At 65.8% G+C, this 21,022-nt stretch carries 20 protein-coding genes; 13 read left to right on the top strand and 7 right to left on the bottom strand.

Features of this window, described 5'->3' with window-relative positions; genetic code table 11:
• Position 1: 1 nt before the first annotated feature.
• A complete protein-coding gene (locus IB274_RS04100) occupies positions 2 to 715 on the bottom strand; it encodes a WbqC family protein (RefSeq protein WP_318652844.1) in 714 nt (237 codons plus the stop codon).
• 421 nt (positions 716 to 1,136) lie between these two features.
• On the opposite strand from IB274_RS04100, the gene IB274_RS04095 reads away from it, so the two are divergent.
• From IB274_RS04095 to IB274_RS04075, 5 genes are all read left to right on the top strand, one after another.
• Positions 1,137 to 1,919 carry a class II aldolase/adducin family protein gene (locus IB274_RS04095; RefSeq protein ID WP_192430763.1) on the top strand — a complete coding sequence of 261 codons (783 nt, stop codon included), beginning with the start codon at positions 1,137 to 1,139 and terminating at the stop codon, positions 1,917 to 1,919.
• On the top strand, positions 1,919 to 2,797 hold the full coding sequence (locus IB274_RS04090; protein ID WP_192430762.1) for an alpha/beta fold hydrolase: 879 nt from the start codon (positions 1,919 to 1,921) through the stop codon (positions 2,795 to 2,797). Before IB274_RS04095 ends, IB274_RS04090 begins: the two co-directional genes overlap by 1 nt.
• 98 nt (positions 2,798 to 2,895) lie before the next feature.
• Entirely contained in the window at positions 2,896 to 3,189 is a 294-nt protein-coding gene (locus IB274_RS04085; RefSeq protein ID WP_192430761.1) for a hypothetical protein, read from the top strand.
• 111 nt (positions 3,190 to 3,300) lie between these two features.
• Entirely contained in the window at positions 3,301 to 4,212 is a 912-nt protein-coding gene (locus IB274_RS04080) for an SDR family oxidoreductase (protein WP_192430760.1), read from the top strand.
• A gap of 124 nt (positions 4,213 to 4,336) precedes the next feature.
• A complete protein-coding gene (locus IB274_RS04075; protein WP_192430759.1) occupies positions 4,337 to 5,104 on the top strand; it encodes a crotonase/enoyl-CoA hydratase family protein in 768 nt (255 codons plus the stop codon).
• A gap of 97 nt (positions 5,105 to 5,201) precedes the next feature.
• Here IB274_RS04075 and IB274_RS04070 read toward each other — a convergent pair whose 3' ends face one another.
• The 3 genes from IB274_RS04070 to IB274_RS04060 form a co-directional block, all read right to left on the bottom strand.
• The gene (locus IB274_RS04070) at positions 5,202 to 5,549 is read right to left on the bottom strand and encodes a cupin domain-containing protein (RefSeq protein ID WP_081516238.1); all 348 of its coding nucleotides are present in this window, start codon (positions 5,547 to 5,549) and stop codon (positions 5,202 to 5,204) included.
• A gap of 58 nt (positions 5,550 to 5,607) precedes the next feature.
• Positions 5,608 to 7,029, bottom strand: a complete 1,422-nt coding sequence (locus IB274_RS04065; protein WP_192430758.1) for an NAD(P)/FAD-dependent oxidoreductase — start codon at positions 7,027 to 7,029, stop codon at positions 5,608 to 5,610.
• 112 nt (positions 7,030 to 7,141) lie between these two features.
• A complete protein-coding gene (locus tag IB274_RS04060; protein WP_401085602.1) occupies positions 7,142 to 7,894 on the bottom strand; it encodes a helix-turn-helix domain-containing protein in 753 nt (250 codons plus the stop codon).
• A gap of 303 nt (positions 7,895 to 8,197) precedes the next feature.
• On the opposite strand from IB274_RS04060, the gene IB274_RS04055 reads away from it, so the two are divergent.
• The 3 genes from IB274_RS04055 to IB274_RS04045 all read left to right on the top strand — a co-directional run bounded on the left by IB274_RS04055 (position 8,198) and on the right by IB274_RS04045 (position 14,122).
• Positions 8,198 to 9,991 (top strand): DUF1302 domain-containing protein, encoded by a 1,794-nt coding sequence (locus tag IB274_RS04055; RefSeq protein WP_192430756.1) that lies wholly within the window; start codon positions 8,198 to 8,200, stop codon positions 9,989 to 9,991.
• A gap of 22 nt (positions 9,992 to 10,013) precedes the next feature.
• Positions 10,014 to 11,384, top strand: coding sequence for a DUF1329 domain-containing protein (locus tag IB274_RS04050; protein ID WP_192430755.1), 1,371 nt, complete (start codon positions 10,014 to 10,016; stop codon positions 11,382 to 11,384).
• Between the two features lie 194 nt (positions 11,385 to 11,578).
• Positions 11,579 to 14,122: a LuxR C-terminal-related transcriptional regulator gene (locus IB274_RS04045; RefSeq protein WP_192430754.1), complete on the top strand. Its 2,544-nt coding sequence runs from the start codon at positions 11,579 to 11,581 to the stop codon at positions 14,120 to 14,122.
• 10 nt (positions 14,123 to 14,132) lie between these two features.
• Here IB274_RS04045 and IB274_RS04040 read toward each other — a convergent pair whose 3' ends face one another.
• Positions 14,133 to 14,942, bottom strand: a complete 810-nt coding sequence (locus IB274_RS04040) for a SirB1 family protein (RefSeq protein WP_151188219.1) — start codon at positions 14,940 to 14,942, stop codon at positions 14,133 to 14,135.
• Positions 14,943 to 15,097: 155 nt separating this feature from the next.
• Between IB274_RS04040 and IB274_RS04035 the strand changes: the two genes are divergently transcribed.
• Entirely contained in the window at positions 15,098 to 16,132 is a 1,035-nt protein-coding gene (locus IB274_RS04035) for a Glu/Leu/Phe/Val dehydrogenase family protein (protein ID WP_192430753.1), read from the top strand.
• 19 nt (positions 16,133 to 16,151) lie between these two features.
• Here IB274_RS04035 and IB274_RS04030 read toward each other — a convergent pair whose 3' ends face one another.
• Positions 16,152 to 16,418, bottom strand: a complete 267-nt coding sequence (locus IB274_RS04030; RefSeq protein ID WP_081516223.1) for a YebG family protein — start codon at positions 16,416 to 16,418, stop codon at positions 16,152 to 16,154.
• Between the two features lie 269 nt (positions 16,419 to 16,687).
• Complete coding sequence (locus IB274_RS04025; RefSeq protein WP_151188210.1) at positions 16,688 to 16,969, bottom strand: DUF3509 domain-containing protein; 282 nt, start codon at positions 16,967 to 16,969, stop codon at positions 16,688 to 16,690.
• A 169-nt stretch (positions 16,970 to 17,138) separates the two neighbouring features.
• Here IB274_RS04025 and IB274_RS04020 point away from each other — a divergent pair, with 169 nt between their 5' ends.
• The 4 genes from IB274_RS04020 to IB274_RS04005 all read left to right on the top strand — a co-directional run bounded on the left by IB274_RS04020 (position 17,139) and on the right by IB274_RS04005 (position 20,972).
• Positions 17,139 to 17,618 (top strand): phosphate-starvation-inducible protein PsiE, encoded by a 480-nt coding sequence (locus tag IB274_RS04020; protein WP_081516221.1) that lies wholly within the window; start codon positions 17,139 to 17,141, stop codon positions 17,616 to 17,618.
• Between the two features lie 85 nt (positions 17,619 to 17,703).
• Positions 17,704 to 18,675, top strand: a complete 972-nt coding sequence (locus tag IB274_RS04015) for an HlyD family secretion protein (protein WP_138216097.1) — start codon at positions 17,704 to 17,706, stop codon at positions 18,673 to 18,675.
• On the top strand, positions 18,657 to 19,829 hold the full coding sequence (locus tag IB274_RS04010; RefSeq protein WP_192430752.1) for an ABC transporter permease: 1,173 nt from the start codon (positions 18,657 to 18,659) through the stop codon (positions 19,827 to 19,829). Before IB274_RS04015 ends, IB274_RS04010 begins: the two co-directional genes overlap by 19 nt.
• A 9-nt stretch (positions 19,830 to 19,838) precedes the next feature.
• Positions 19,839 to 20,972 (top strand): ABC transporter permease, encoded by a 1,134-nt coding sequence (locus IB274_RS04005; RefSeq protein WP_081516218.1) that lies wholly within the window; start codon positions 19,839 to 19,841, stop codon positions 20,970 to 20,972.
• Positions 20,973 to 21,022 lie beyond the last annotated feature (50 nt).

The following is a 21,022-nucleotide window of genomic DNA, read 5'->3' as shown; positions in this document are numbered from 1 at the left end:
TTCAGCTCAGCTCGTAGGCATCGAGCATCTGTGAGGTTGCGGCGGGGGAGTTGAACATCATCACGTCGATGATCGACAAACCCGCCTCGAAGGTCGGGCGCTTTTGTTCGTAGGGCGTGAGCTTCGGCTCCTGGAAGCGCAGCGTCAGCCCGGCGGCCTCGTACTTGCCGCGGTCAAAGAAGCTCTGCCCGCCCGGCGGGTTCCAGTACTCCTCCACGCCCCCCAGCGCCTTGCAGATGTTCAGCGCCCATTCGTCCGGTGCGGTCGGTCGCTCCATCGGCAGCTCCATGCGCGACAGCACCGGCATCGTCCGTGGGAAGCCCAGGTAGGCGCAGGTGGCCTCCAGGGTGGTCTTGTTCACCGAGACGATGTCGTCGAAGGGGTGATCCAGCGACGCGGCGATCATCTCCCTCACGTCGCGGTAATAAGGCGCGACCTTGCGGTACACGTCCAGCTGGGAGAACAGGCTGCGCCGCCAGTCCTGGCGGTTGTCCAGGCGCACGTCCTTGATCAGCGTCTGGCGGTGGTGCTTGATCCGCGGCACGCGGATGTACGACCAGCCCGCCTGGTGATTGAGGATGCGGTTGCGCTCGATCCAGCCGTGGTGGATGTACTGCACGGTGTCGAACAGGACGAACAGGTCGGTGTGCTTGATCAGGCTGAAGTAGCCCAGGTACGGAAAGAAGTAGGGCTGCATGATGGCGGTTCGTTTCACGTCGGCTGCCTCGTTGGCCGAACTGGAGTCTCCTCCCGACTCCCGGGTACTACTGAGGAATGTTGCGAAAGATATTGCGAAATGTTTCCAGATGGCTGGGAGACGCCGGAAAGGGCGCCGGGGCAGGGGTGGAGATCGGGCACGCTTCCGCCAGCCCTGACGTGCGAACTGGCTGCCGCACTGTCTGGATAGCGCTTTTGGAGGGAGCCGCCGGGCGCCGGGGAAATCGAACACCGCTGGGAGCGACTACCGCCACTATAGGTGGGGAAATTGCTGACGCAAGCCGAGTTGTCGGCCTGCGCTTATAGGGGAACATTCGCCAGGCGCTGCCAGAGGAAATTGTCAGTTCAGTGACAGTCGTTACGCCGCCGCGCTGACTAGACTGCGCCATCGAACAACAACAACGAAGAGGCTACCGACCATGCACGCCGCTCACCCGCTGCCCACCGTGAACGTCAAGGACCAGGTCTCCGCTGCCGAATGGCAGACCCGCGTCGATCTTGCCGCCTGTTACCGGCTGATTGCCCTGCAGGGCTGGGACGACCTGATCTTCACCCACATCTCCGCCAAGGTCCCCGGCACCGAGGACTTCCTGATCAACCCGTACGGCATGATGTTCCACGAGATCACCGCCTCGAGCCTGGTGAAAGTGGATGCCGCGGGCAAGAAGCTGATGGACAGCCCCTACGACATCAACCCTGCCGGCTACACCATCCACAGTGCGATCCACGATGTGCGCCATGACGTGGCCTGTGTCCTGCACACCCATACTGCCGCCGGCATCGCCGTCTCCGCGCAGAAGCAGGGGTTGCTGCCGATTTCCCAGCAATCGCTGTTCGTGCTCTCCAGCCTGGCTTACCACGGCTACGAGGGCGTCGCGCTGAACCATGACGAGAAGGCGCGCCTGCAGGCGGACCTGGGCGAAGCCAACTTCATGATCCTGCCCAACCACGGCCTGCTGACTTGCTCCGGCACCATCGCCGACACCTTCCTGATGATGTTCACCCTGCAGCGCGCCTGCGAAATCCAGGTACTGGCCCAGGGCGGCGGCGCCGAACTGATCATGATCCCGCAGCAGATTCTCGATGGCGCCCGCGCCATGGCCGCCGCCGTGACCAAGAGCAAACAGGGCATGGGCGGCGCGCTGGCGTGGCCGGCGCTGCTGCGCAAACTGGACCTGCAGAACCCCGGTTACCGCGACTGATGGCGCTGGCCGGCATCGCCCTGCGCGACTGGCGCGCGCAGGGCAGCGATTTCACCTTCCGTGGGCACGCTATCCGCTACTGGAGCGCAGGCAGCGGCGCTCCGCTGCTGCTGGTCCACGGTTTCCCCACCGCTTCCTGGGATTGGCACTACCTCTGGCAACCGCTGGCCGAGCACTACCGGTTGATCGCCTGCGACATGCTGGGCTTCGGCGATTCCGCCAAACCCAAGGGGCATGACTACCGCATCCTTGAGCAGGCCGACCTGCAGCAGGCGCTGCTGGATCACCTGGGCGTACGCGAGCCGGTTCATTTGCTGGTACACGACTATGGCAACAGCGTCGGCCAGGAACTGCTGGCACGGCACGAGGAGGGCGGTTTCGCCTTGGCTTCGCTGGTGTTCCTCAACGGTGGGCTGTTCCCGGAAACCCACCGCGCGGTGTTATCGCAGAAGCTGTTGCTTGGCCCGTTCGGTTCGCTGTTTGGCCGGCTCTTCGACCGCAAGCGCCTGGCGCAGAACTTCGCCAAAGTGTTCGGCCCGCAGACCCAGCCATCCGAAGCGGAGCTGGACGCTTTCTGGGAGCTGATCCGCCACAACGATGGTCCACGGGTCATGCACCGGTTGATCCACTACATCCTCGACCGCCGCCAGCACCGCGAGCGCTGGCTCGGGGCGATGCAGCGCACGTCCGTGCCTCTGCGGCTGATCGACGGGCCGGAAGACCCGATCTCTGGCGCACACATGGTGGTTCGTTACCGGGAACTGATCCCGCAACCGGATACTGTCGAACTGCCCGGCATCGGCCACTACCCGCAGGTCGAGGCGCCCGAGCAGGTGTTGCAGCACTATCTGGTGTTCCGACAGGAACGCGCATCGTAAGTAAGGACCGATCCGCGCGCAGATTCGGAACTGCCTGATAGATCGGCCCTGAGTGGCAGCGGTAGCTTCCCGGCTTTTCTTGGCCGGAGGCCGTCGCCATGCCACTCAGATCCGTCATTCCCGTTCGCCAGCCGCAGGGTTCGTGGTTGTACCGGGCGCTGCTGTACCTGCGCCGGGACTTCGCCGCTGTCGCCATTCTCCTGCTGGTGCTGCTGGCCGTCGTCTTCGCGGCCGGTGGCTATTGCGCCTGGATCACCCAGAACTGGGTGCCGGCGGCCCTGGGCGCGCTGGCGCTGCCCCCGGCCGTCGGTCTGCTTCTGTTCTGGAGCGAGTACGATTGGTGGCTGTTCAAGCTGGGCCCACGCTCAGAGCTGAACTTGCCGATGCGCTGACGAATCATCCCTTGGCCTTATCGGACACCATTCGCCTCGGTCGTCTTGGTTGTGACCGGATCGCGACTGCTAGACACTCCGGGAAAAACCATCCTGCCTGGAGTCCCAATCATGAGTGATGCCCTGCGTTTCGACGGAAAAGTCGTGATCGTTACCGGAGCCGGTGGCGGTATCGGTCGCGCCCACGCCATGCTGTTCGCCAAGCACGGCGCCAAGGTGGTGGTGAACGACCTGGGCGGCAGCACCCATGGCGAAGGCGCCAACGCCTCGGCTGCCGACCGCGTGGTCGCGGAAATCCGTGAAGCCGGCGGCACCGCCATCGCCAACCATGACTCGGTGACTGACGGCGAGAAGATCGTCCGCCAGGCCGTCGAGGAATTCGGCCGCATCGATGTGGTGGTGAACAACGCCGGCATCCTGCGCGACAAGACCTTCCACAAGATGGAAGACGCCGACTGGGATCTGGTCTACAAGGTCCACGTCGAAGGCGCTTACAAGGTGACCCGCGCCGCCTGGCCGTTCATGCGCGAGCAGGGCTACGGCCGGGTGATCTTCACCTCGTCCACCTCCGGCATCTACGGCAACTTCGGCCAGAGCAACTACGGCATGGCCAAGCTGGGCCTCTACGGCCTGACCCGCAACCTGGCCATTGAAGGCCGCAAGAACAATATCTTCGTCAACGCCATCGCCCCTACCGGCGGCACCCGCATGACCGAAGGCCTGATCCCGCCGCAGGTGTTCGAGGCGCTCAAGCCTGAGCTGGTCAGTCCGCTGGTGGTGTACCTGGGCAGCGAAGCCTGCCAGGAAACCTCCGGCCTGTTCGAAGTGGGTGGCGGCTGGATCGGCAAGGTGCGCTGGGAGCGCAGCCTGGGCGTGGGCTTCGACCCGCGCGAGGGCTACAGCGTCGAGGACGTGGCGGCGAACTTCGCGCAGATCTGCAACTTCGACAACGCCGTGCACCCCAAGGACAACGTCGAAGCGCTGCGCGAGATGATGGCGAACCTGCAGAAATACGCCGGCTGATCCGGCCAGCCTGACCGGTGGAACGGCCAGCGGGGCTGTTCCACGGTGGTGAACGCAGTAAGGTGAAAGGGCCGGCTCAATGCCGGCCCTTTTGCTTTCCGCTTCCAGGCCCGAGGAGTTCGCCATGAGCGTGATAATCCAGAAGAACGGCCCGGTGACCACCCTGGTCATCGCCCGCCCTGCGGTGCGTAACGCCGTGGACCTGCCGACCGCCCAGGCGCTGGCCGATGCCCTGCGCGACTTCCAACAGGACGAGGAGGCCCGCGTCGCCGTGCTCACCGGCGCCGGTGGAACCTTCTGCGCGGGCGCCGACCTGGCGGCGGTGGCTGAGGGCGGCGAGCGGCGAAACCGCTTGGAAACCGAAGGCGACGGGCCCATGGGACCGAGCCGAATGCAGCTGTCCAAGCCGCTGATCGCCGCCATCGAGGGCTATGCCGTGGCCGGTGGCCTGGAGCTGGCGCTGCTGGCGGATTTGCGGGTGATGGCCGAGGACGCGGTGTGCGGAGTGTTTTGCCGGCGCTTCGGCGTGCCGCTGATCGACGGTGGCACCGTGCGCTTGCCGCGAATTGTCGGCCAAGGCCGGGCGCTGGACCTGATCCTCACCGGTCGCCCGGTAGGCGCGCAGGAAGCCTTCGCCATGGGCCTGGCCAATCGCGTGGTGCCCAGCGGGCAGGCGCTGGAGTCAGCCGAGGAGCTGGCGCGGGAGATCGCCGAGTTTCCGCAGATGTGCATGCTGGCTGACCGGGCGAGCGTGTTCGCGCAATGGGAGCTGTCGTTCGATGTGGCGCTGGCCAACGAGTTCCAGGGCGGGATGGCAGTGATCGAAAGCGGAGAGACGGTGGACGGAGCCAAGCGGTTCGCCGGCGGGGAAGGGCGGCACGGGGAGTTTTGATTCTGTCTGTAGGAGCGAGCTTGCTCGCGAACCCGCCCAGCATTGGTGTCGCCGGTGAATCCGCTTCGCGAGCAAGCTCGCTCCTACAAAGAGCAGATCAATCGCGCTCGATGATCACATAGGTCTTGCGCGTGGTCTCCTGGATGTCCCAGATGCCCAGGCTGTTCTGCGGCAGCAGGAAGGCGTCGCCGGCCTGGAAGGCGATCGGCTCGCCGCCGTCCGGGGTGAAGGTGCCGCGGCCGGCGATGAAGTGGCAGAATTCCTGCTCGACGATCTGGCGGCGCCAGCGGCCCGGGGTGCATTCCCAGATGCCGGTTTCCACGCGATCGGTGCGTTCGATGGATTCGACGCGAGTCTCCGAGATCGGCTCGCCCAGGGGCACGGCCACCGGGTTGGCTTCACCAAGTTCGGCGTGCAGGGTGTTCTTCAGGTGCGTCAGTTTCATACGGGGACTCCAGTGGGCTTTCTATTCGGGGGCTGACTGTTCGGAAGCCGGGCGGCAATCAGCCGACCCTCCAGGTCATCAGGTTTTCCATGCTGGCGGCGACCTTCTCGGCCAGCCGGCGGCGCCAGGGTGCGCTGTAGGGGTTGGCCAGCACATCGTCCTCGTGCACGAAGCTGCGGATGATGGCGTTGTAGCCCAGCCAGCGGCAGGGTTCGGGTTCCCAGCCGCGCAGGCCGTCCTGCACGCTGCGATCATTGATGACCCAGGGCTGGCGGGTGAGGGCGCTGTCCTGGCCAAGGATCAGGTCGGCGAGGGTGCGGCCGCCCAGGTTGGTGGCGCCGACGCCTTCGCCACCGTAACCGCCGGCGAGGGCGATGCCGTTGCGACGGTCGATCAGCATGTGCGGGTGGAAGCGCCGCGACATGCCCAGGTTGCCGCCCCAGGTGTGGGTGATGCGCACGTCCTTGAGTTGCGGGAACAGTTCGCTGAATAGGTAGCGGCGCAGGCCGACCTCATCCTCGGTCAGACTGAAATCGTTGCGCAGCTTGCCGCCGAAGCGGTAGCCGCCGCGGGCGCCGAAGGCCAGGCGGTTGTCCGGTGTGCGCTGGCCGTAGGTGACCTGGCGGCTGAATTCGCTGAAAGCCTGGCCCTTGTCGAGGCCGATTTCCGTCCACACCGATTCGGGTAGCGGCTCGGTGGCCACCAGCAGGCTCTGTACCGGCAGTTGGTAATTGCCCAGCGGCGGCAGGTCGGCGGCGTAGCCTTCGATGGCCGGCACCACCCAGTGAGCCTTCAGCTCGCCCCGGTCAGTGCGCAGCAGGCCGGGCGCCCAGTGGGTGACGCGGCTCTTCTCGAAAATCTGCGTGCCCTGGCGTTCCACCGCGCGGGCCAGGCCACGTACCAGCTTGGCCGGGTCGATGGTGGCGCAGTGCGGGGTGTGGATGGCGCCCAGCGAGCTGGGAATGCGCAGCTGCTCGTCCAGTTCGCTCTTGCTCAGCCAGCGGTAGTCGTCCTCGGTCAGGCCTTCGGCGTGCAGGTGGGCGAGGTACTCGCGCAGGCGGGTTTCCTGCTCCGGGTAGCGCGCGGCGGTATAGAGCACGCCGGCCTTGCGGTAGTCGCAGTCGATGCCTTCGCGGTCGAGCACTCGGGCCACTTCATCGGGGATGTCGTGCAGCAGGTCGTAGGAGGCGCGGCGCTGCTCAGGCGACAGGCCGGCGAGCAGGCGATCCTCGCCGAGCATGTTGCCCATCAGCCAGCCGCCGTTGCGGCCCGAAGCGCCGAAGCCGGCTGTCTCGGCCTCGACGATGGCGATCTTCAGCTGCGGCTCGCGCAGTTTCAGGTAATAGGCGGTCCACAGGCCGGTGTAACCGGCGCCGGCGATGGCCACATCGACGTCCAGGGTGCCCTGCAGGGACGGCCGCGGGACGAAATCATCGTCCAGTTGGTTCATCCACAGACTGATATGACGCCATGCCGACATAGACGACTCCAAAAGGAAGAGGGGGAATGTCGGCAAGCCTAGATTTGGCGCGGGGTTCTGTCGTGCGCGCGGGTACGCGAGGATTGCTCGCGTACCCGCCGGCAGGGGCGCATCAGGCCTCCTGCTGTTCCTCGCGCAGGCGCTTGAGGTACTCGCGGGGAGACTGGCCGGTCTGCTGGCGGAAGCAGCGATAGAAGGCCGAGAGCGAGTTGAAGCCGGCGGAGAAGGCCAGTTCGTCGATGCGTGAAGGCAGCGGCGGGCGCAGTTGGCTGAGCAGGTGGGTCAGGCGCGTCTGGTTGACATACTGGTAGAAGCTCAGGCCCATCACCTGGTTGAGCAGGTAGGAAATCTGGTTGCGCGTGTAGCCGGTGGCGGTGGCCACCTGGGTCAGGTCCAGGTCCGGCGCAAGGTATGGCTGGCTCTTGCTGAAATAGTCTTCCAGGTCGCTGGCCAACTGGCTGAGCTGGCGCGGCGAGAGGCCCAGGCGGCTGGTGGCCGGGCGCGGATCGATGGCCTGCGGACGGCTTTCACCTCCTTCACGGACCACCGAGGCGTATTCATTGATGCGCCAGATCAGGCCTTCGCGCACAGTGATCGCTTCGCTGGAATGGAAGGTCGCCAGGCGGCCGCTCAGGGTGACCGCGATGCGGTACTGGATGAAGGCGGTGTCGCCATCCACGCGGATGCGGTCGATGTGGTCGAGGAACTCTTCCGGGCGGCTGGGCATGGTGCTCTGCACGTAGTCGCGCAGGTCGGCGTAGCCCAGGGTGCGATTCTGGAAGAAGTCGTTGTACTGCACCTGCGGGTGATACAGCGCCAGCACCGCTTCGAGGTCGCGATGCTTCCAGCACTGGTGGTAGCGCAGCACCACCTCGCGGGTCTGCTCGGTCAGGTGGCTGTCGGTCGGGCGTTGGTCGATGGCATGCATAGGGGGCTAAGCATGCCCCAGACGGCGCTTCTCGGGTAGTGGCAAAGCACTTACAAGCGCCGGGCACTATCCATCGTCTCGATGATTCGTCATCGCCTGCGCCAATATCGGCCGCCAGAGCCTATGGCAGAGAGGGGATTCACTCTTTCGGGCGACACGCCAAATACCACCTTGGAGCGCTTACTCCCCGTCAGGTCGCTCAGTAGGGTAGCGGCACCTAGACACCGTCAGGAGAGCCGCATGACAACAAAAACAAGGCGCGGATTCTTCCAACCGCAACTACTCGCCACTGCTGTCGCCCTGGGATGCGCCACCCAGGCTCAGGCAATCAATTTCAATATCGGGGAGATCGAAGGACAGTTCGATTCCAGCCTGTCCGTGGGGGCCAGCTGGAGCACGCAGAGTCCGAAGCAGGATCTGATCGGCGCCGCCAACGGCGGCCACGGCATGACCCAGACCAACGACGATGGCCGGCTGAACTTCCGCAAGGGGGACACCTTCTCGAAGATCTTCAAGGGTATCCACGACCTGGAGCTGAAGTACGGGGACTTCGGCGTGTTCACCCGCGGCAAGTACTGGTATGACTTCCGCCTGAAGGACGAGAGCACCGACTGGAAACAGATTTCCGATGACGGTCGCAAGGAGGGCGCGAAATCCTCCGGCGCCCAACTGCTGGACGCCTTCGGCTACTACAACTATTCCGTCGCTGACCTACCGGGCACCGTGCGGGTGGGCAAGCAGGTGGTGAGCTGGGGTGAAAGCACCTTCATCGGCAACAGCATCAACACCATCAACCCCATCGACGTCTCCGCCTTCCGCCGTCCCGGTTCGGAAATCAAGGAAGGCCTGATCCCGGTGAACATGGTCTACCTGTCGCAGAGCGTCACCGACGCGCTGTCCGTGGAAGGCTTCTACCAGCTGGAATGGGACCAGACGGTGCTGGACAACTGCGGCACTTTCTTCTCTACCACCGACGTCGCCGCCGACGGTTGCAACACTAACTACAACATCCTCGATCCGGCCACGCTCAATACCCTGAACTCACCGGGGATCCACTCGCTGCTCAACTCCATGGGCGTAACCGTCAACCAGGAAGGCCTGATGGTGCCCCGCGGCGCCGACCGCGATGCGCGTGATTCCGGCCAGTGGGGCCTGGCCCTGCGCTGGCTGGGCGATGACGTGGAGTACGGCGCCTACGCCATGAACTACCACAGTCGCACACCCATCGTGAGCATGCAGAACGCCGGCCGCGCCGACATCATCAATGCACTGCGCGTGTCGGCGCTGGCCCAGCCGATCCTGCTGGGACGCGGCAGCTACTTCCTCGAATACCCCGAGGACATCCGCCTGTACGGCCTGAGCTTCTCCACCACGCTGCCCACCGGCACCGCGTGGAACGGCGAGATCAGCTACCGGCCGAACATGCCGCTGCAGCTCAACACCACTGACATGACCCCGCTGCTCGCCACCACCGTGGCCGGAGGGTTCGCCAGTGGCGGCGTCGCCGGTGCGCTGGCCCAGGCCAACGCGGTCAACCATGGCTACATCCGCAAGGAAGTCACCCAGGCGCAGACCACCTTCACCCACTTCTTCGACCAGACCATGGGCGCGGATCGCCTGACCCTGGTGGGCGAAGTCGGCATGACCTACGTCGGCGGCATGACCAATGAAGTCGGCGAGCGCTACGGGCGCGACTCGGTCTACGGCGTGCCGGAAAACGCCACCGCGCGCAACGAGTACGGCAGCGGCGGCTTCTACACCTCTTCTTCCTGGGGTTACCGCGCCCGCGCCATCTGGGATTACAACAACGTCTTCGCCGGTGTGAACCTCAAACCGAACGTCGCATGGTCCCATGACGTGCACGGCTACGGCCCGGTCTTCAACGAAGGCAGCAAGGCCGCCAGTGTCGGAGTCGATGCGGACTACCAGAACACCTACACCGCGAGCCTGAACTACACGAACTTCTTCGGCGGCGATTACAACACCATCGTCGACCGTGACTTCGTTTCGCTCAGCTTCGGCGTGAACTTCTGACCTGCCTGCTCAAGGAATCGACATGAGAACGACAAGAATCCTCCAATGCGGCGCGCTGGCCCTGAGCCTGCTGTCCTGCGGCGTGATGGCGGCGGTATCCGCCGATGAAGTGGCCAAGCTGGGCACGAGCCTGACACCCATGGGCTCGCAGAAGGAAGGCAACGCCGATGGCAGCATTCCGGCCTGGACCGGCGGCATTTCCCGCACCGCCGGCAAGATCGACGGCAAGGGCTTCCTATCTGATCCGTTCGCCGACGAGAAGCCTCTGTTCACCATCACCGCGCAGAACGCCGACCAGTACAAGGACAAGCTCTCCGCCGGCCAGCTGGCGATGTTCAAGCGCTACCCGGATACCTACAAAATCCCGGTGTACAAGACCCACCGCACCTTCGCGCTGCCTGACGACATCTACGGCGCCATCAAGCGCAGCGCCGAGTTCGTCCAGCCGATCAACGACGGCAACGGTCTGGAAAACTTCGAGAAGAGCCGCTATTACGCCTTCCCGCTGCCCCAGAACGGCGTGCAGGCTCTGTGGAACCACCTGACCCGCTACCACGGCGGCAATATTTCCCGTGTGGTAGTGCAGGTCGTGCCGCAGACCAACGGTAGCTACACGCCGATCCGCTTCGAGGAATCGATTGCGGTGCCGCAGAACATGGGTGACCAGGACGCCAGCAAGACCAGCAACATCCTCACCTACTTCAAGCAGCAGGTAACGGCCCCGGCGCGCCTGGCCGGCAACGTCCTGCTGGTGCACGAGACCCTGGACCAGGTGAAGGAACCGCGTCTGGCGTGGATCTACAACGCCGGCCAGCGCCGTGTGCGCCGCGCCCCGCAGGTTGCGTACGACGGCCCGGGCACCGCCTCGGACGGCATGCGCACCTCGGACAACTACGACATGTTCTCCGGCGCCCCGGACCGTTACGACTGGAAACTGGTGGGCAAGCGCGAGATGTACATCCCGTACAACAGCTACCGCCTGAACTCGCCGACGCTCAAGTACGACGACATCGTCAAGCCGGGCCACATCAACCAGGACCTCACCCGCTACGAACTGCACCGCGTCTGGGAAGTGGTGGGCACCCTGAAGTCCGGCGAGCGCAACATCTACGGCCAGCGCCACTTCTACCTCGACGAGGACAGCTGGCAGATCGCCGTGTCCGAGCTGTACGACGGTCGCGGCCAACTGTGGCGCATCGGCGAAGGCCACTCGATGGTCTTCTACCCGGAACTGGCCACCGGCTATGCCGCCGAATCGCTGTACGACATCCTCGCCGGCCGCTACGTGACCTTCGGCCTGAACAACGAGGAGAAGCGCGGCTACGTGTTCGGCAACAAGGCCTCCATGGCCGACTTCACCCCGGCCGCGCTGCGTAACACCGGCGTGCGCTGAGTAACACCCCGCTCCTTGGCCCCGGCATTCCTTGTGGATGCCGGGTTTCTTTTTGGGCGCCCGTTAGTAAGGCGCCGCTTCTGGTTCGGGCCTGAGAGCGGCCTGCGCTATACCGCACCATGAGTCTGGCTGATGGTCCTTTGCCCGCTCCGCCCAGGGGCATAGTCTGGCCTGCAAATGGCCGGAAGAAGCCCATGTCGACAATCGCCCTGCCCAGTCTTACAGAGCACGGTGCGGCGCTGCCTCGCCTGCCCCGCCAGCACCTGCCCCGCGAAAGGCTGCATGCCAGCCTGAGCGCCACCGAGTGCCGCCTGCGCCTGCTGGTGGCGCCGCCCGGTTGCGGCAAGACGGTGCTGATGAGCGAATGTGCGCGCCTAGCGCCCCTTGGCACTCGCGTCGTCTGGTTGGGCCTGGGTGGCCGGGCGCTCGAACCTGAGCAGTTCTGCGAACGTCTGGGCGAGGCGCTGGGCGTACCCTGGTCAGGCGAAGCGGCCCTGGCCGCCTGGCTGGAAAACGCCAGCGAGCCAGTCTGGCTGATGCTCGACGACTACCCCCGTGCACCCGATTCCGCCCTCGACGACTGCTTTGACCGCCTGCTCGCCGTGGCCTCGCCGCAGATCGGCTGGTGGCTGGCCAGCCGCCGTCGTCCGGCCTGCAATCTGACCCGCCTGTTGCTCGAAGGCGAGCTGCTGGAGCTGGGGGCGAGCACTCTGGCACTGACCCAGTGCGAACTGGATGCCTACCTGCAGACCGCCGGCTTGGAGTGGCCACAGGCCCAGCGCCAGGCCCTGCAGGATGCGACCCATGGCTGGTTCGCCGGCGTGCGCCTGCGCCTGCTCAGCCTGGGCAATGAACCCATCGCGCCCTGCGCCACCCAGGTGGTCGAGACCGGCAACGGCCTGTTGCAGGACTACCTGCAACGCGAAGTCCTGGCGAGCCTGCCGGCAGAGCTGGCGGAAACCCTCTGTGGCCTGGCGCAGATCGCCCGCTTCAATCGTGAACTCTGTGATTATCTGTTCGACGAGCCCGGCCTCGGTCTGGAAGGCCTACAGTCCTGGGGCGTGCTGATCGAGGCAGTGGACAACACCCAGCACTGGTTCCAGGTCGCGCCCATGGTCGCGGCGGCACTGGCGAGCCTGTCGCGCTGGCCGGCGGCGACCTTGCACCGGCGTGCCTGTCAGTGGTTCACCCAGTGCGGGGAAATCCACTCGGCATTCGAGCATTCCCTGTACGCCGAGCAGCCGGACGTTTCTGCCAGCCTGCTGCAACGCCTGACCGAGGAGCAGTTGCTGCACGGGCGCAATGTCGAGCGCGTGCTGCAACTGCGCGAGTCGCTACCCGCCGAACTGCTGTGCAGCACGCCGCGCCTGCTCATCCTCAACGCCTGGACCCTGCTCTTCGTCGGTCGCCTGGACGACGTGGAGGCGCTATTGACCGGTTTCGACCGCTTTCTGCCGATGCCAGGCGAACACCGCCAGCGCGCACTGATCGCCCAGTGGCAGGGCCTCAACGGCATGCTCACCCACGCACGTGGCCTGCCCGGCTCCCGCGAGCAGCTGCGCGAGGCGTTGCAGCACCTGCCGGAGGAAGCCTGGTCGCAGACGCTGATCTGCCTGTCCGCGCTGACCCAGCAGGCCCAGGCCGAAGGGCGCCTGGCCGAGGCCCGGCTGATCAACCGCGAAGCGCTGCGGCGTGCTCGCCTGCAAGGCAGCACCACCTTCGAAGCGCTGCTGGAGCTGGACCGCGCCCAGTGGCTGGAGCAGCGCGGCGAGCTGCAGCGCGCCGATGCGCTGCTGGCGCGGGTGCAGGAATACCTCGACGAGATGCGCATCACCTGCAATGCCATGGCCGGCCGCGTCGCGCTGCGTCGTGGCTGGCTATGCCTGCGCCAGGGGCGTGACGAAGAGGCCCGCGAGCTGTTCATCGCCGGCCTCAACGAAACTCGCCGCAGCCACGATCCGAGCTCGATCTACGGTTTTACCGGCATGGCCTGGCTCGATGCGCTGGACGGCGACACCGATGGCGCTTTCAGCCGCCTGCTGGAAGTCGAGCGGCTGATGCAACTGCAACATGTCCCCGAGCCCATCTATCGCGGCCCGCTGCTGCTCGCCAGCGGCGCGCTGAACCTGCGCCAGAACCGGGCGGGGCCGGCGCGGGAAGTCCTGCAGCGCGTGGCCTCGCGCTATCGCGCCGACCGCCTCAGCCCGCCCGCGGCGGCGCCGGACCAGATACTGCGGGTCGAACATCACCTGGCCCTGGCCGAACTCTATGACGGCGACGTTGACGCCGCCCTGCAGCGCCTGCTGGCGATGCTGCCGGACCTGCTGCGCCAGGGCCGCAACACCCTGGCCTGCGACGTCTGGCTGGCGCTGGCCGAAGCGCACTTCATCGCCGGCAGCCTGGACGAAGCGCGCAGCGCGCTGGATCAGGGGGTATCCCTGGCCCAGCGCTTCGGGCTGCTCTCGACGCTGCGCGACACCCAGCGCCGCCAGCCCGGCCTGTTCGGCCTGCGCCCGCATGCTGGCGAGATGGCACCGCACAACCTGCTGAGCCTGCGCGAACTCTCGGTGCTGGAGCTGATCGCCCGCGGCTGTTCCAACCTGGAAATCGGCGAGCGGCTGTACATTTCCCTGCACACGGTGAAGACCCACGCACGCCGGATCAACGGCAAGCTCGGCGTGGAGCGCCGCACCCAGGCGGTCGCGCGGGCAAAAGAGCTGGGCCTGCTGAAGGTCTGACCCGTGAGTCTCAGTGCAGCGCCTTGGGCGGCACGCTGATCTCGGCCAGACGCTGGGCCAGGCGCATCTGCTCGGCGGCGTCGTCGCTGAGCAACATGGCGCGCTCCAGGTCGTAGCGCTCCGCCTGCGGGCAATCCAGCACGTGGTAGAGGTCGGCGCGGGCGAGGTGATCGCTGGCGCTGGGCGGCCCCAATTCCAAAACGCGCTGGGCATCCTTGAGTGCCCCCAGCGGTTCCCCGGCGGCCAGGTGCAGCTGGCGCAGATTGCGCGACAGGCGCTGCAGCATGTCGGCGGCGCTGGCTGTGCGCAGGTGCTCGGCGGATAGCTCGGTGTTGATGCCCATCTGGCGCGCCAGCAGATCACGGCAGTCGCGGGTGTAGAGACGGCGGCCGGTGGCGGGGTCGAGCAGGTGGTCGGCACCGGGCACGCGCAGCAGGAAACGTCCGGGGAAGTTCACCCCGACCAGCGTGATGCCGTTGCGCCGAGCCATCTCCAGTGCGATCAGCGCCAGCGACAGTGGCTGGCCATGGCGGCGCTGCAGTACCTGGGGGAGCAGGGCGGCACGCGGGTGCAGCGGGTACTCGTCGTCCTCGGCGAAGCCCAGCTCGCTCAGCCGGCGCAGCAGGAACTGCGCGCGCTCGGCATCGCCGGTGCCCTGCGGCAGGGCCACCGCGACCTGGTGCGCGAGCGAGTCGAACCACCGCAGCGCCTGGTCCGGCGGCAGGTGCGGTTCGTGCTCGGCGGCGATCCACAGGGCCGCTTCGAACAGGGCGGGCGGGTCCTGGGCAAGACAGGCAAGGCAGGCTTGACGCGGGTCCATGGCGTTCTCCGGCTGACCCTGCGGTTGTAACCGGAGCGCCGGGCACTCGTCCAGTGGTGCAGTCGTCGCCCGTGAAGGTGTTGTGACAGGCGCTGCCTATACTGAAGAGGGTCCGCCTTCGGACCGCCGTCCACCCCCAGCAAGGGAGCGCCGCCATGTTCGACATGATGGAAGCCACCCGGCTCGAGTCGCTGCATCTCTTCCAGGACCCGGCCACGGGACTCAAGGCCATCATCGCCATCCACAACTCCCGCCTCGGCCCTGCGCTGGGTGGTTGCCGCTATCTGCCCTACCCCAGCGACGATGCCGCACTGCGCGATGCCGCGCGCCTGGCCCAGGGCATGAGCTACAAGGCGGCGCTGGCGGGCCTGCGCCAGGGCGGCGGCAAGGCAGTGATCCTGCGCGCCCCGCACGTCAACAACCGTGGCGAGCTGTTCGAGGCCTTCGGCCGCGCGATCGATTTCCTGGGCGGCGCGTACATCACGGCGGTGGACAGCGGTACTTCCAGTGCCGACATGGACTGCATCGCCCAGTTCACCCGCCACGTCACCAGCACCACCAGTGGCGGCGATCCCTCACCGCACACCGCCCTCGGCGTATTCGCCGGCATCCGCGCCAGTGCCCAGGCACGACTGGGTAGCGATGACCTGGACAGCCTGCGCGTGGCGATCCAGGGCCTGGGCAATGTGGGCTACGCGCTGGCCGAACACCTGTCGGCCGCGGGGGCTGAATTGCTGGTCAGCGATATCGACGCCGGCAAGGTACAGCTTGCCGTCGAGCAACTGGGCGCCCGGCCGGTGCCCAACGAAGCACTGCTCACGACGCCGTGCGACATCCTCGCTCCGTGCGGGCTGGGCGGTGTGCTGACATCGCATGTGGTCGGCCACCTGCGCTGTGCTGCCGTGGCCGGGGCGGCCAATAACCAGCTGTCGCACCCGGAGGTCGCTGACGAGTTGGAGGGAAGGGGCATCCTTTACGCGCCGGACTATGTAATCAACTCCGGCGGGCTGATCTACGTCGCGCTGCAACACCAGGGCGAGTCCCTGCCGACCATTACCGCGCACCTGTCACGCATCGCCGAACGCCTGACCGAGGTATACGCCCACGCCCAGGCCGATCACCGTTCACCGGCGCGCATCGCCGATATGCTGGCCGAACGGATTCTCTACGGCGAGCATTCGGGGCACTGAAGCTGCGAGGAGCGGGATGTCATTCCTCGGCGGCAGGCTCGCTGAAGATATCGCTCAACGCATCGGGCTGGTTCTTGAAGGCGCGGGCGAAGGCGTCGCGGTTCCTGGCCATGAAGATACCGATCTCCTCGACCTGATCCTCCTTCAGCGAAGGCACCGCCTTCTGCAGCACGTCGGCCAGCGTTTCCGCCAGCTCCAGCATCTTGTCGTGCCGGTCGGCCTCTGCCTTATCCATGAACAGGCGCTCCGGATCGCGGCTGCTGCGGTACACCACTTCGACGGCCATTCATCACCTCTGTGCCTTCTCTTTGATTGGGGGGTTCGAAATCACTGTCTATTTATACAGTAAAATGATCGCGCGATGCTACTGCGGCTGTGCGAATCGTTGCCAGCAGCGTAGACGCAGGAAAGGGATGTGCTTGTAGAAGGCCAGTATTGGCGGCGGCCCAAAGCAGTGCGCGCGCCCCGTAGGCGCGCGCAACGCAGCCACGTGACTGGCGCAATGAATCGTCAGTCAGATGGCTCTGTAGGAAGGAATTCTTGCAGAGGGTGCCGTCAGGACGCGATCGGCAGGCCGTTGTCGCCGCGCGTCATGGCAGCCAGCAGCTGCGGCGCCGTGCCGCCTTGCTCGATGGCGATGCCGAAGCGGATGCTCTGGATGAAGCGCTGCAGCTGTTCCGGGTCCTGCAGCTGGGTGTTGCGGATCAGCCGGCGCGCGGCGACTCCTGCCTCGGTGGAGAGGGTCAGGACAATGCTGCCGTCGGGCCGTTCAAGGCTGAAATTGACGCGGTACTGGTCCTGGAAGGCGTCGGTCAGCGTCTGAAAGGGACTTTCCATCACTCGTTCCTGCCTGTTTTGTGGCATGCCCCTGAATGGACTCGGGGCGGGCCGAAAAAGTTCGCAGTCATATTCGCGCAGCCCATCTGTGCCATGACTGCGCAAGATCAATGGCGTAGCACTTGCAGGCTTCACGCCAACAAAGCCTTGTATTGCGGAGAACCGACGAATGAAACAGAACTGGGCCGAGCGCCTGAGCGAGCGGATGCACGGCTGTGCCGAATCCCTGGGTAACCTGCTGGTGGAGGGTTTCCACTACCTGGCGCTGTTCGCCATCGGCGGCACGGTGTTCTGGTCGGCGGCGGTGGCCTTCGGCGAGATGGTCGGCAAGGGGCACGCAAGCATCGACGACATCCTGCTGCTGTTCATCTACCTCGAGCTGGGCGCCATGGTCGGTATCTACTTCAAGACCAACCACATGCCGGTGCGCTTCCTGATCTATGTGGCGATGACCGCGCTGACCCGCCTGATGATCGCCGACATCCAGCACAACCACGTGCCCGACGACGGCATCATCCTGGTCTCGGTGGCCCTGTTGCTGCTGGCGCTGGCGATCCTGGTGGTGCGTTATGCCTCCTCGCGCTTCCCTTCGCCCAGCGGCAAGCTGCGCGGTGGCGAGCACGACCTGATCAGCGACGACGAGCGCTGATCGCCCGGCGGCTTTGATCCAGAGCCGCCGCTCGGCCGGCGGATGCACTACCATCGGTGCATCCGCTGCCTGAGAAGACCACTCCATGAAGGGATGGAAGCTGTTCGCACCCTTGCTGATCCTGGTGATCATCGCCGTTACCCTTTACCTGCGCCTGCACACCCAGCCGCTGCTGCTGCAGGGCGAGGCGGACGCCACCAACGTCATCGTCGCGTCCAAGGCCAAGGGCCGGGTCGAAGTGCTGCATGTGCGGCGCGGCGACGACGTGAAGCAGGGCCAGGTGCTCATATCCCTCAGCAGCCCGGAGCTGCAGGCCCAGCTGGACTCGCTGCGCGCCGCGCGCAACCAGGTGCAGGCGAACCTCGACGAATCCCTTCATGGCACCCGCGAGGAAACCCTGCGCGCCCTGCAAGCCAGCCTGTCCCAGGCTCAGGCGGAGCTGCGCAACGCCGAGTTGGAGTACCAGCGCAACGAGGAACTGGCCGGCCGCGGCTTCGTTTCCCAGGCGCAGCTGGACCTGTCCCGCCGTGGTCGCGACGTGGCGCGCAACCGCGTCGCCGAGGCTCAGGCCAACCTCGATGAAGGCACCCAGGGCGACCGAGAGGAGCGCCGCCGCGCGCTGGAAGCCGCCGTGCGCCGGGCTGACGCCCAGATACTCGAGCTGCAGGCGCAGACCGATGATCTCAACGTGGTTGCGCCGGTTGACGGCGAAGTCGGGCCGATCCCGGCGGAGCAGGGCGAGCTGGTCAACGCCTACAGCCCGTTGCTGACGCTGGTGCGGCTGTCCGACAGCTACTTTGTGTTCAACCTGCGCGAAGACATCCTGGCTGATGTGAAGAAGGGCGATGAAGTGGCGATCCAGGTGCCGGCGCTCAAGGGCGCCGAGGTGAAAGCCAGGGTCGCCTACATTGCGCCGCTCGGCGACTTCGCTACCAAGCGCGCCACCCGCGCCACCGGCGATTTCGACCTGAAGACCTTCGAGGTGCGCCTGTATCCGGACCAGCCGGTGCAAGGCCTGCGCCCCGGCATGAGCGCGCTGTGGCAGTGGAAGCAGTAAGGCGCAACCTGCTGCGTTTCGCCCAGGCCTTCGGCAGCGAAACGCGGGTCGCCCTGCGCAGCTGGACCATCCACTGGCTCGGCTGGCTCTGGCCTTTGCTGCTGTTCGTGGTAATCAGCGGCGTGTACCAGGCGGGCACGCTGCTGGACATGCCGGTGGCGGTGGTCGACGCGGATCACAGCAGCCTGTCGCGGCGTATCGTCCGCGAGCTGGATGCTGGCTCCCACGCCAAGGCCGAGGTGCTTGGCGGCGGTCTGCAGGAGGGCCTGCACCGCCTGCGCATGGCCGATGACTATGCGTTGCTCTACATCCCGCGCGACTTCGAGGCGGACGCGCTGTCCGGCCGCCAGCCGGTCGCCGAGCTGTACTACAACTCGCTGTTCTATTCCGCCGGCTTCTACTCGACCCAGGATTTCAGCGGCCTGATGAGTTCGGTCAACGCCGAGCTGCGCCCGCGCCTGGCCACCGGCATGGACCGCGCCGTGCCGGCGCTGGCCAGCATCAGCGTGTCCTATGAAAGCCTGTTCAATGCCAGCGGCAACTACATCTACTTCCAGCAGTTCGCCGCCATCGTGCACCTGCTGCAACTGTTCGTGATCGTCGCCACCGTGCATGTGCTGGCGCGCGAAGCGCCGGAGCTGCGCGCGTCCTCGCCGCACATATTGCGTGCCCAGGCCCTTGGCGCGCGGCTGCTGGGCAAGCTGGCGCCCTACACGTTGCTGTTCAGCACGCTGCTGATGGTCGAGCTGTTCCTGCTGGTGGAGCTCAATGGCGCGCGGATCAACGGCAACCCCTGGTGGATGCTGGCGATCACCGTCTGCTACGTGGCGGCAGCGCAGAGTGTCGGGCTGATGCTGTTCATCTTCACCGCCAACCGCTACAGCGCGTATTCCCTGATCGGCCTGCTGATCGGCGTGGCGCAGACCTATTCCGGCGTGCTGCTGCCGGAACTGGCGATGCCGCAGATCGCCCGTGTCATTTCCGAGGCTGAGCCGCTGACCCACACCCTGCACGGCCTGTTCGACCAGTTCCTGCGCAGGGCGCCGGCCGAGTCCGGGCTCTACACCTGCTGCAAGCTGCTGCTCTACCCGCTGATCGCCTACATGATCGCCAAGATGCGCCTGCGCCGGCGCCTCGACCTGAGCCCGGCGTAAGGAGCTGTCATGGAGAACTTCTGGAAGGTCTTCCGCGAATCCCTGAGCGGCATGCTCGGCAAGCCGCTGTGGCTGCTGATGGTGCTGTCCGTGGCGCTGACGACCTTGCCCTACGCCCACCGCACCATGGACGACCTGCCGGTGGCCGTGATCGACATGGACCACAGCGCGGTGTCTCGCGAACTGGTGCGTCAGCTGGATGCCGCGCCGAAGATCGCCACGGTCGGCTACGACCAATTGCCCGAGGCCCAGCACGACCTGGCCTGGCGCAAGCTGTTCGCCATCGTGGTGATCCCGCTGGACTTCGAGAAGCGCGTGCTGCGCGGCGAGGCGGTGACCGTGCCGATCTTCGGCGACGCCACCAACCGCATGGCCAACGGGCAGATCCAGCAGGACATCAGCGCCACCTACACCGAGCTGTCGCTGCGCTATAACCGCGAACGGCTGATGCGCGGCGGCTTCTCCGAGGTGCAGGCGAATGTACTGCTGCAGCCGGCCATCGGCCAGCTGACCGATCTGTTCAACCCCGGCACCAGCTTCGCCGCCATCGTCCTGCCGGGGCTGGTGACGCTGATCCTGCAGCACAGCCTGCTGCTCTCCTGCACACGGGTGAACCTCAACCTGCGCGGCGGCACCCCGCGCTCGCTGCGCCAGCCGACCTCGACGCGCTTTGGCCGCTACGCCGCGCAATTGCTGATCTGGACGGTGCTGGCGATGCTCTTCTATGTGATCTGGCCGTGGATCATGGGATACCGGCAGACGGCCTCGTTCTTCATGCTGATGGGCCTGGTGCTGCCCTTCCTGCTGGCGGTGATCGCCATGAGCGAGTTCATCGCCGAACTGCTGCCCTCGGAAGAGGCGGTGTACCTGACCATGACCTTCATCACCCTGCCACTGTTCTACATGGCCGGCTTCACCTGGCCGCCCCAGGCCATGCCGCAGTGGGTACAGCTGCTGGCCGACGCGATCCCGTCTACCTGGGCGATCCGCGCCGTGGTGGAAATGAACCAGATGAACCTGCCGCTTTCCGCCGTGGCCGACCGCATCCTCATCCTTTTCGCCATGGCGGCGGCCTATGGACTCTTGGGTACACTGATCTACCAGTACCGCAACTGGCGTTGGGACCAGCTCAAGGGCTGGTGACCGCGGCGGCTGGCTCCGGGCCGTCTAGAGTGAGAGTTCCAACTTCTCGG

The organism is Pseudomonas sp. PDM18 (assembly GCF_014852585.1).
Classification (GTDB): Bacteria; Pseudomonadota; Gammaproteobacteria; order Pseudomonadales; family Pseudomonadaceae; genus Pseudomonas.
The sequence above is the reverse complement of the archived record's forward strand: the minus strand, read 5'-3'. Positions and strand labels throughout refer to the sequence as shown.

Coding starts and splice junctions, on each gene's coding strand:
- IB274_RS04095 (WP_192430763.1), top strand. CDS start 1,137: ATGCACGCCGCTCACCCGCTGCCCACCGTGAACGTCAAGGACCAGGTC.
- IB274_RS04090 (WP_192430762.1), top strand. CDS start 1,919: ATGGCGCTGGCCGGCATCGCCCTGCGCGACTGGCGCGCGCAGGGCAGC.
- IB274_RS04085 (WP_192430761.1), top strand. CDS start 2,896: ATGCCACTCAGATCCGTCATTCCCGTTCGCCAGCCGCAGGGTTCGTGG.
- IB274_RS04080 (WP_192430760.1), top strand. CDS start 3,301: ATGAGTGATGCCCTGCGTTTCGACGGAAAAGTCGTGATCGTTACCGGA.
- IB274_RS04075 (WP_192430759.1), top strand. CDS start 4,337: ATGAGCGTGATAATCCAGAAGAACGGCCCGGTGACCACCCTGGTCATC.
- IB274_RS04070 (WP_081516238.1), bottom strand. CDS start 5,549: ATGAAACTGACGCACCTGAAGAACACCCTGCACGCCGAACTTGGTGAA.
- IB274_RS04065 (WP_192430758.1), bottom strand. CDS start 7,029: ATGTCGGCATGGCGTCATATCAGTCTGTGGATGAACCAACTGGACGAT.
- IB274_RS04055 (WP_192430756.1), top strand. CDS start 8,198: ATGACAACAAAAACAAGGCGCGGATTCTTCCAACCGCAACTACTCGCC.
- IB274_RS04050 (WP_192430755.1), top strand. CDS start 10,014: ATGAGAACGACAAGAATCCTCCAATGCGGCGCGCTGGCCCTGAGCCTG.
- IB274_RS04045 (WP_192430754.1), top strand. CDS start 11,579: ATGTCGACAATCGCCCTGCCCAGTCTTACAGAGCACGGTGCGGCGCTG.
- IB274_RS04040 (WP_151188219.1), bottom strand. CDS start 14,942: ATGGACCCGCGTCAAGCCTGCCTTGCCTGTCTTGCCCAGGACCCGCCC.
- IB274_RS04035 (WP_192430753.1), top strand. CDS start 15,098: ATGTTCGACATGATGGAAGCCACCCGGCTCGAGTCGCTGCATCTCTTC.
- IB274_RS04030 (WP_081516223.1), bottom strand. CDS start 16,418: ATGGCCGTCGAAGTGGTGTACCGCAGCAGCCGCGATCCGGAGCGCCTG.
- IB274_RS04025 (WP_151188210.1), bottom strand. CDS start 16,969: ATGGAAAGTCCCTTTCAGACGCTGACCGACGCCTTCCAGGACCAGTAC.
- IB274_RS04020 (WP_081516221.1), top strand. CDS start 17,139: ATGAAACAGAACTGGGCCGAGCGCCTGAGCGAGCGGATGCACGGCTGT.
- IB274_RS04015 (WP_138216097.1), top strand. CDS start 17,704: ATGAAGGGATGGAAGCTGTTCGCACCCTTGCTGATCCTGGTGATCATC.
- IB274_RS04005 (WP_081516218.1), top strand. CDS start 19,839: ATGGAGAACTTCTGGAAGGTCTTCCGCGAATCCCTGAGCGGCATGCTC.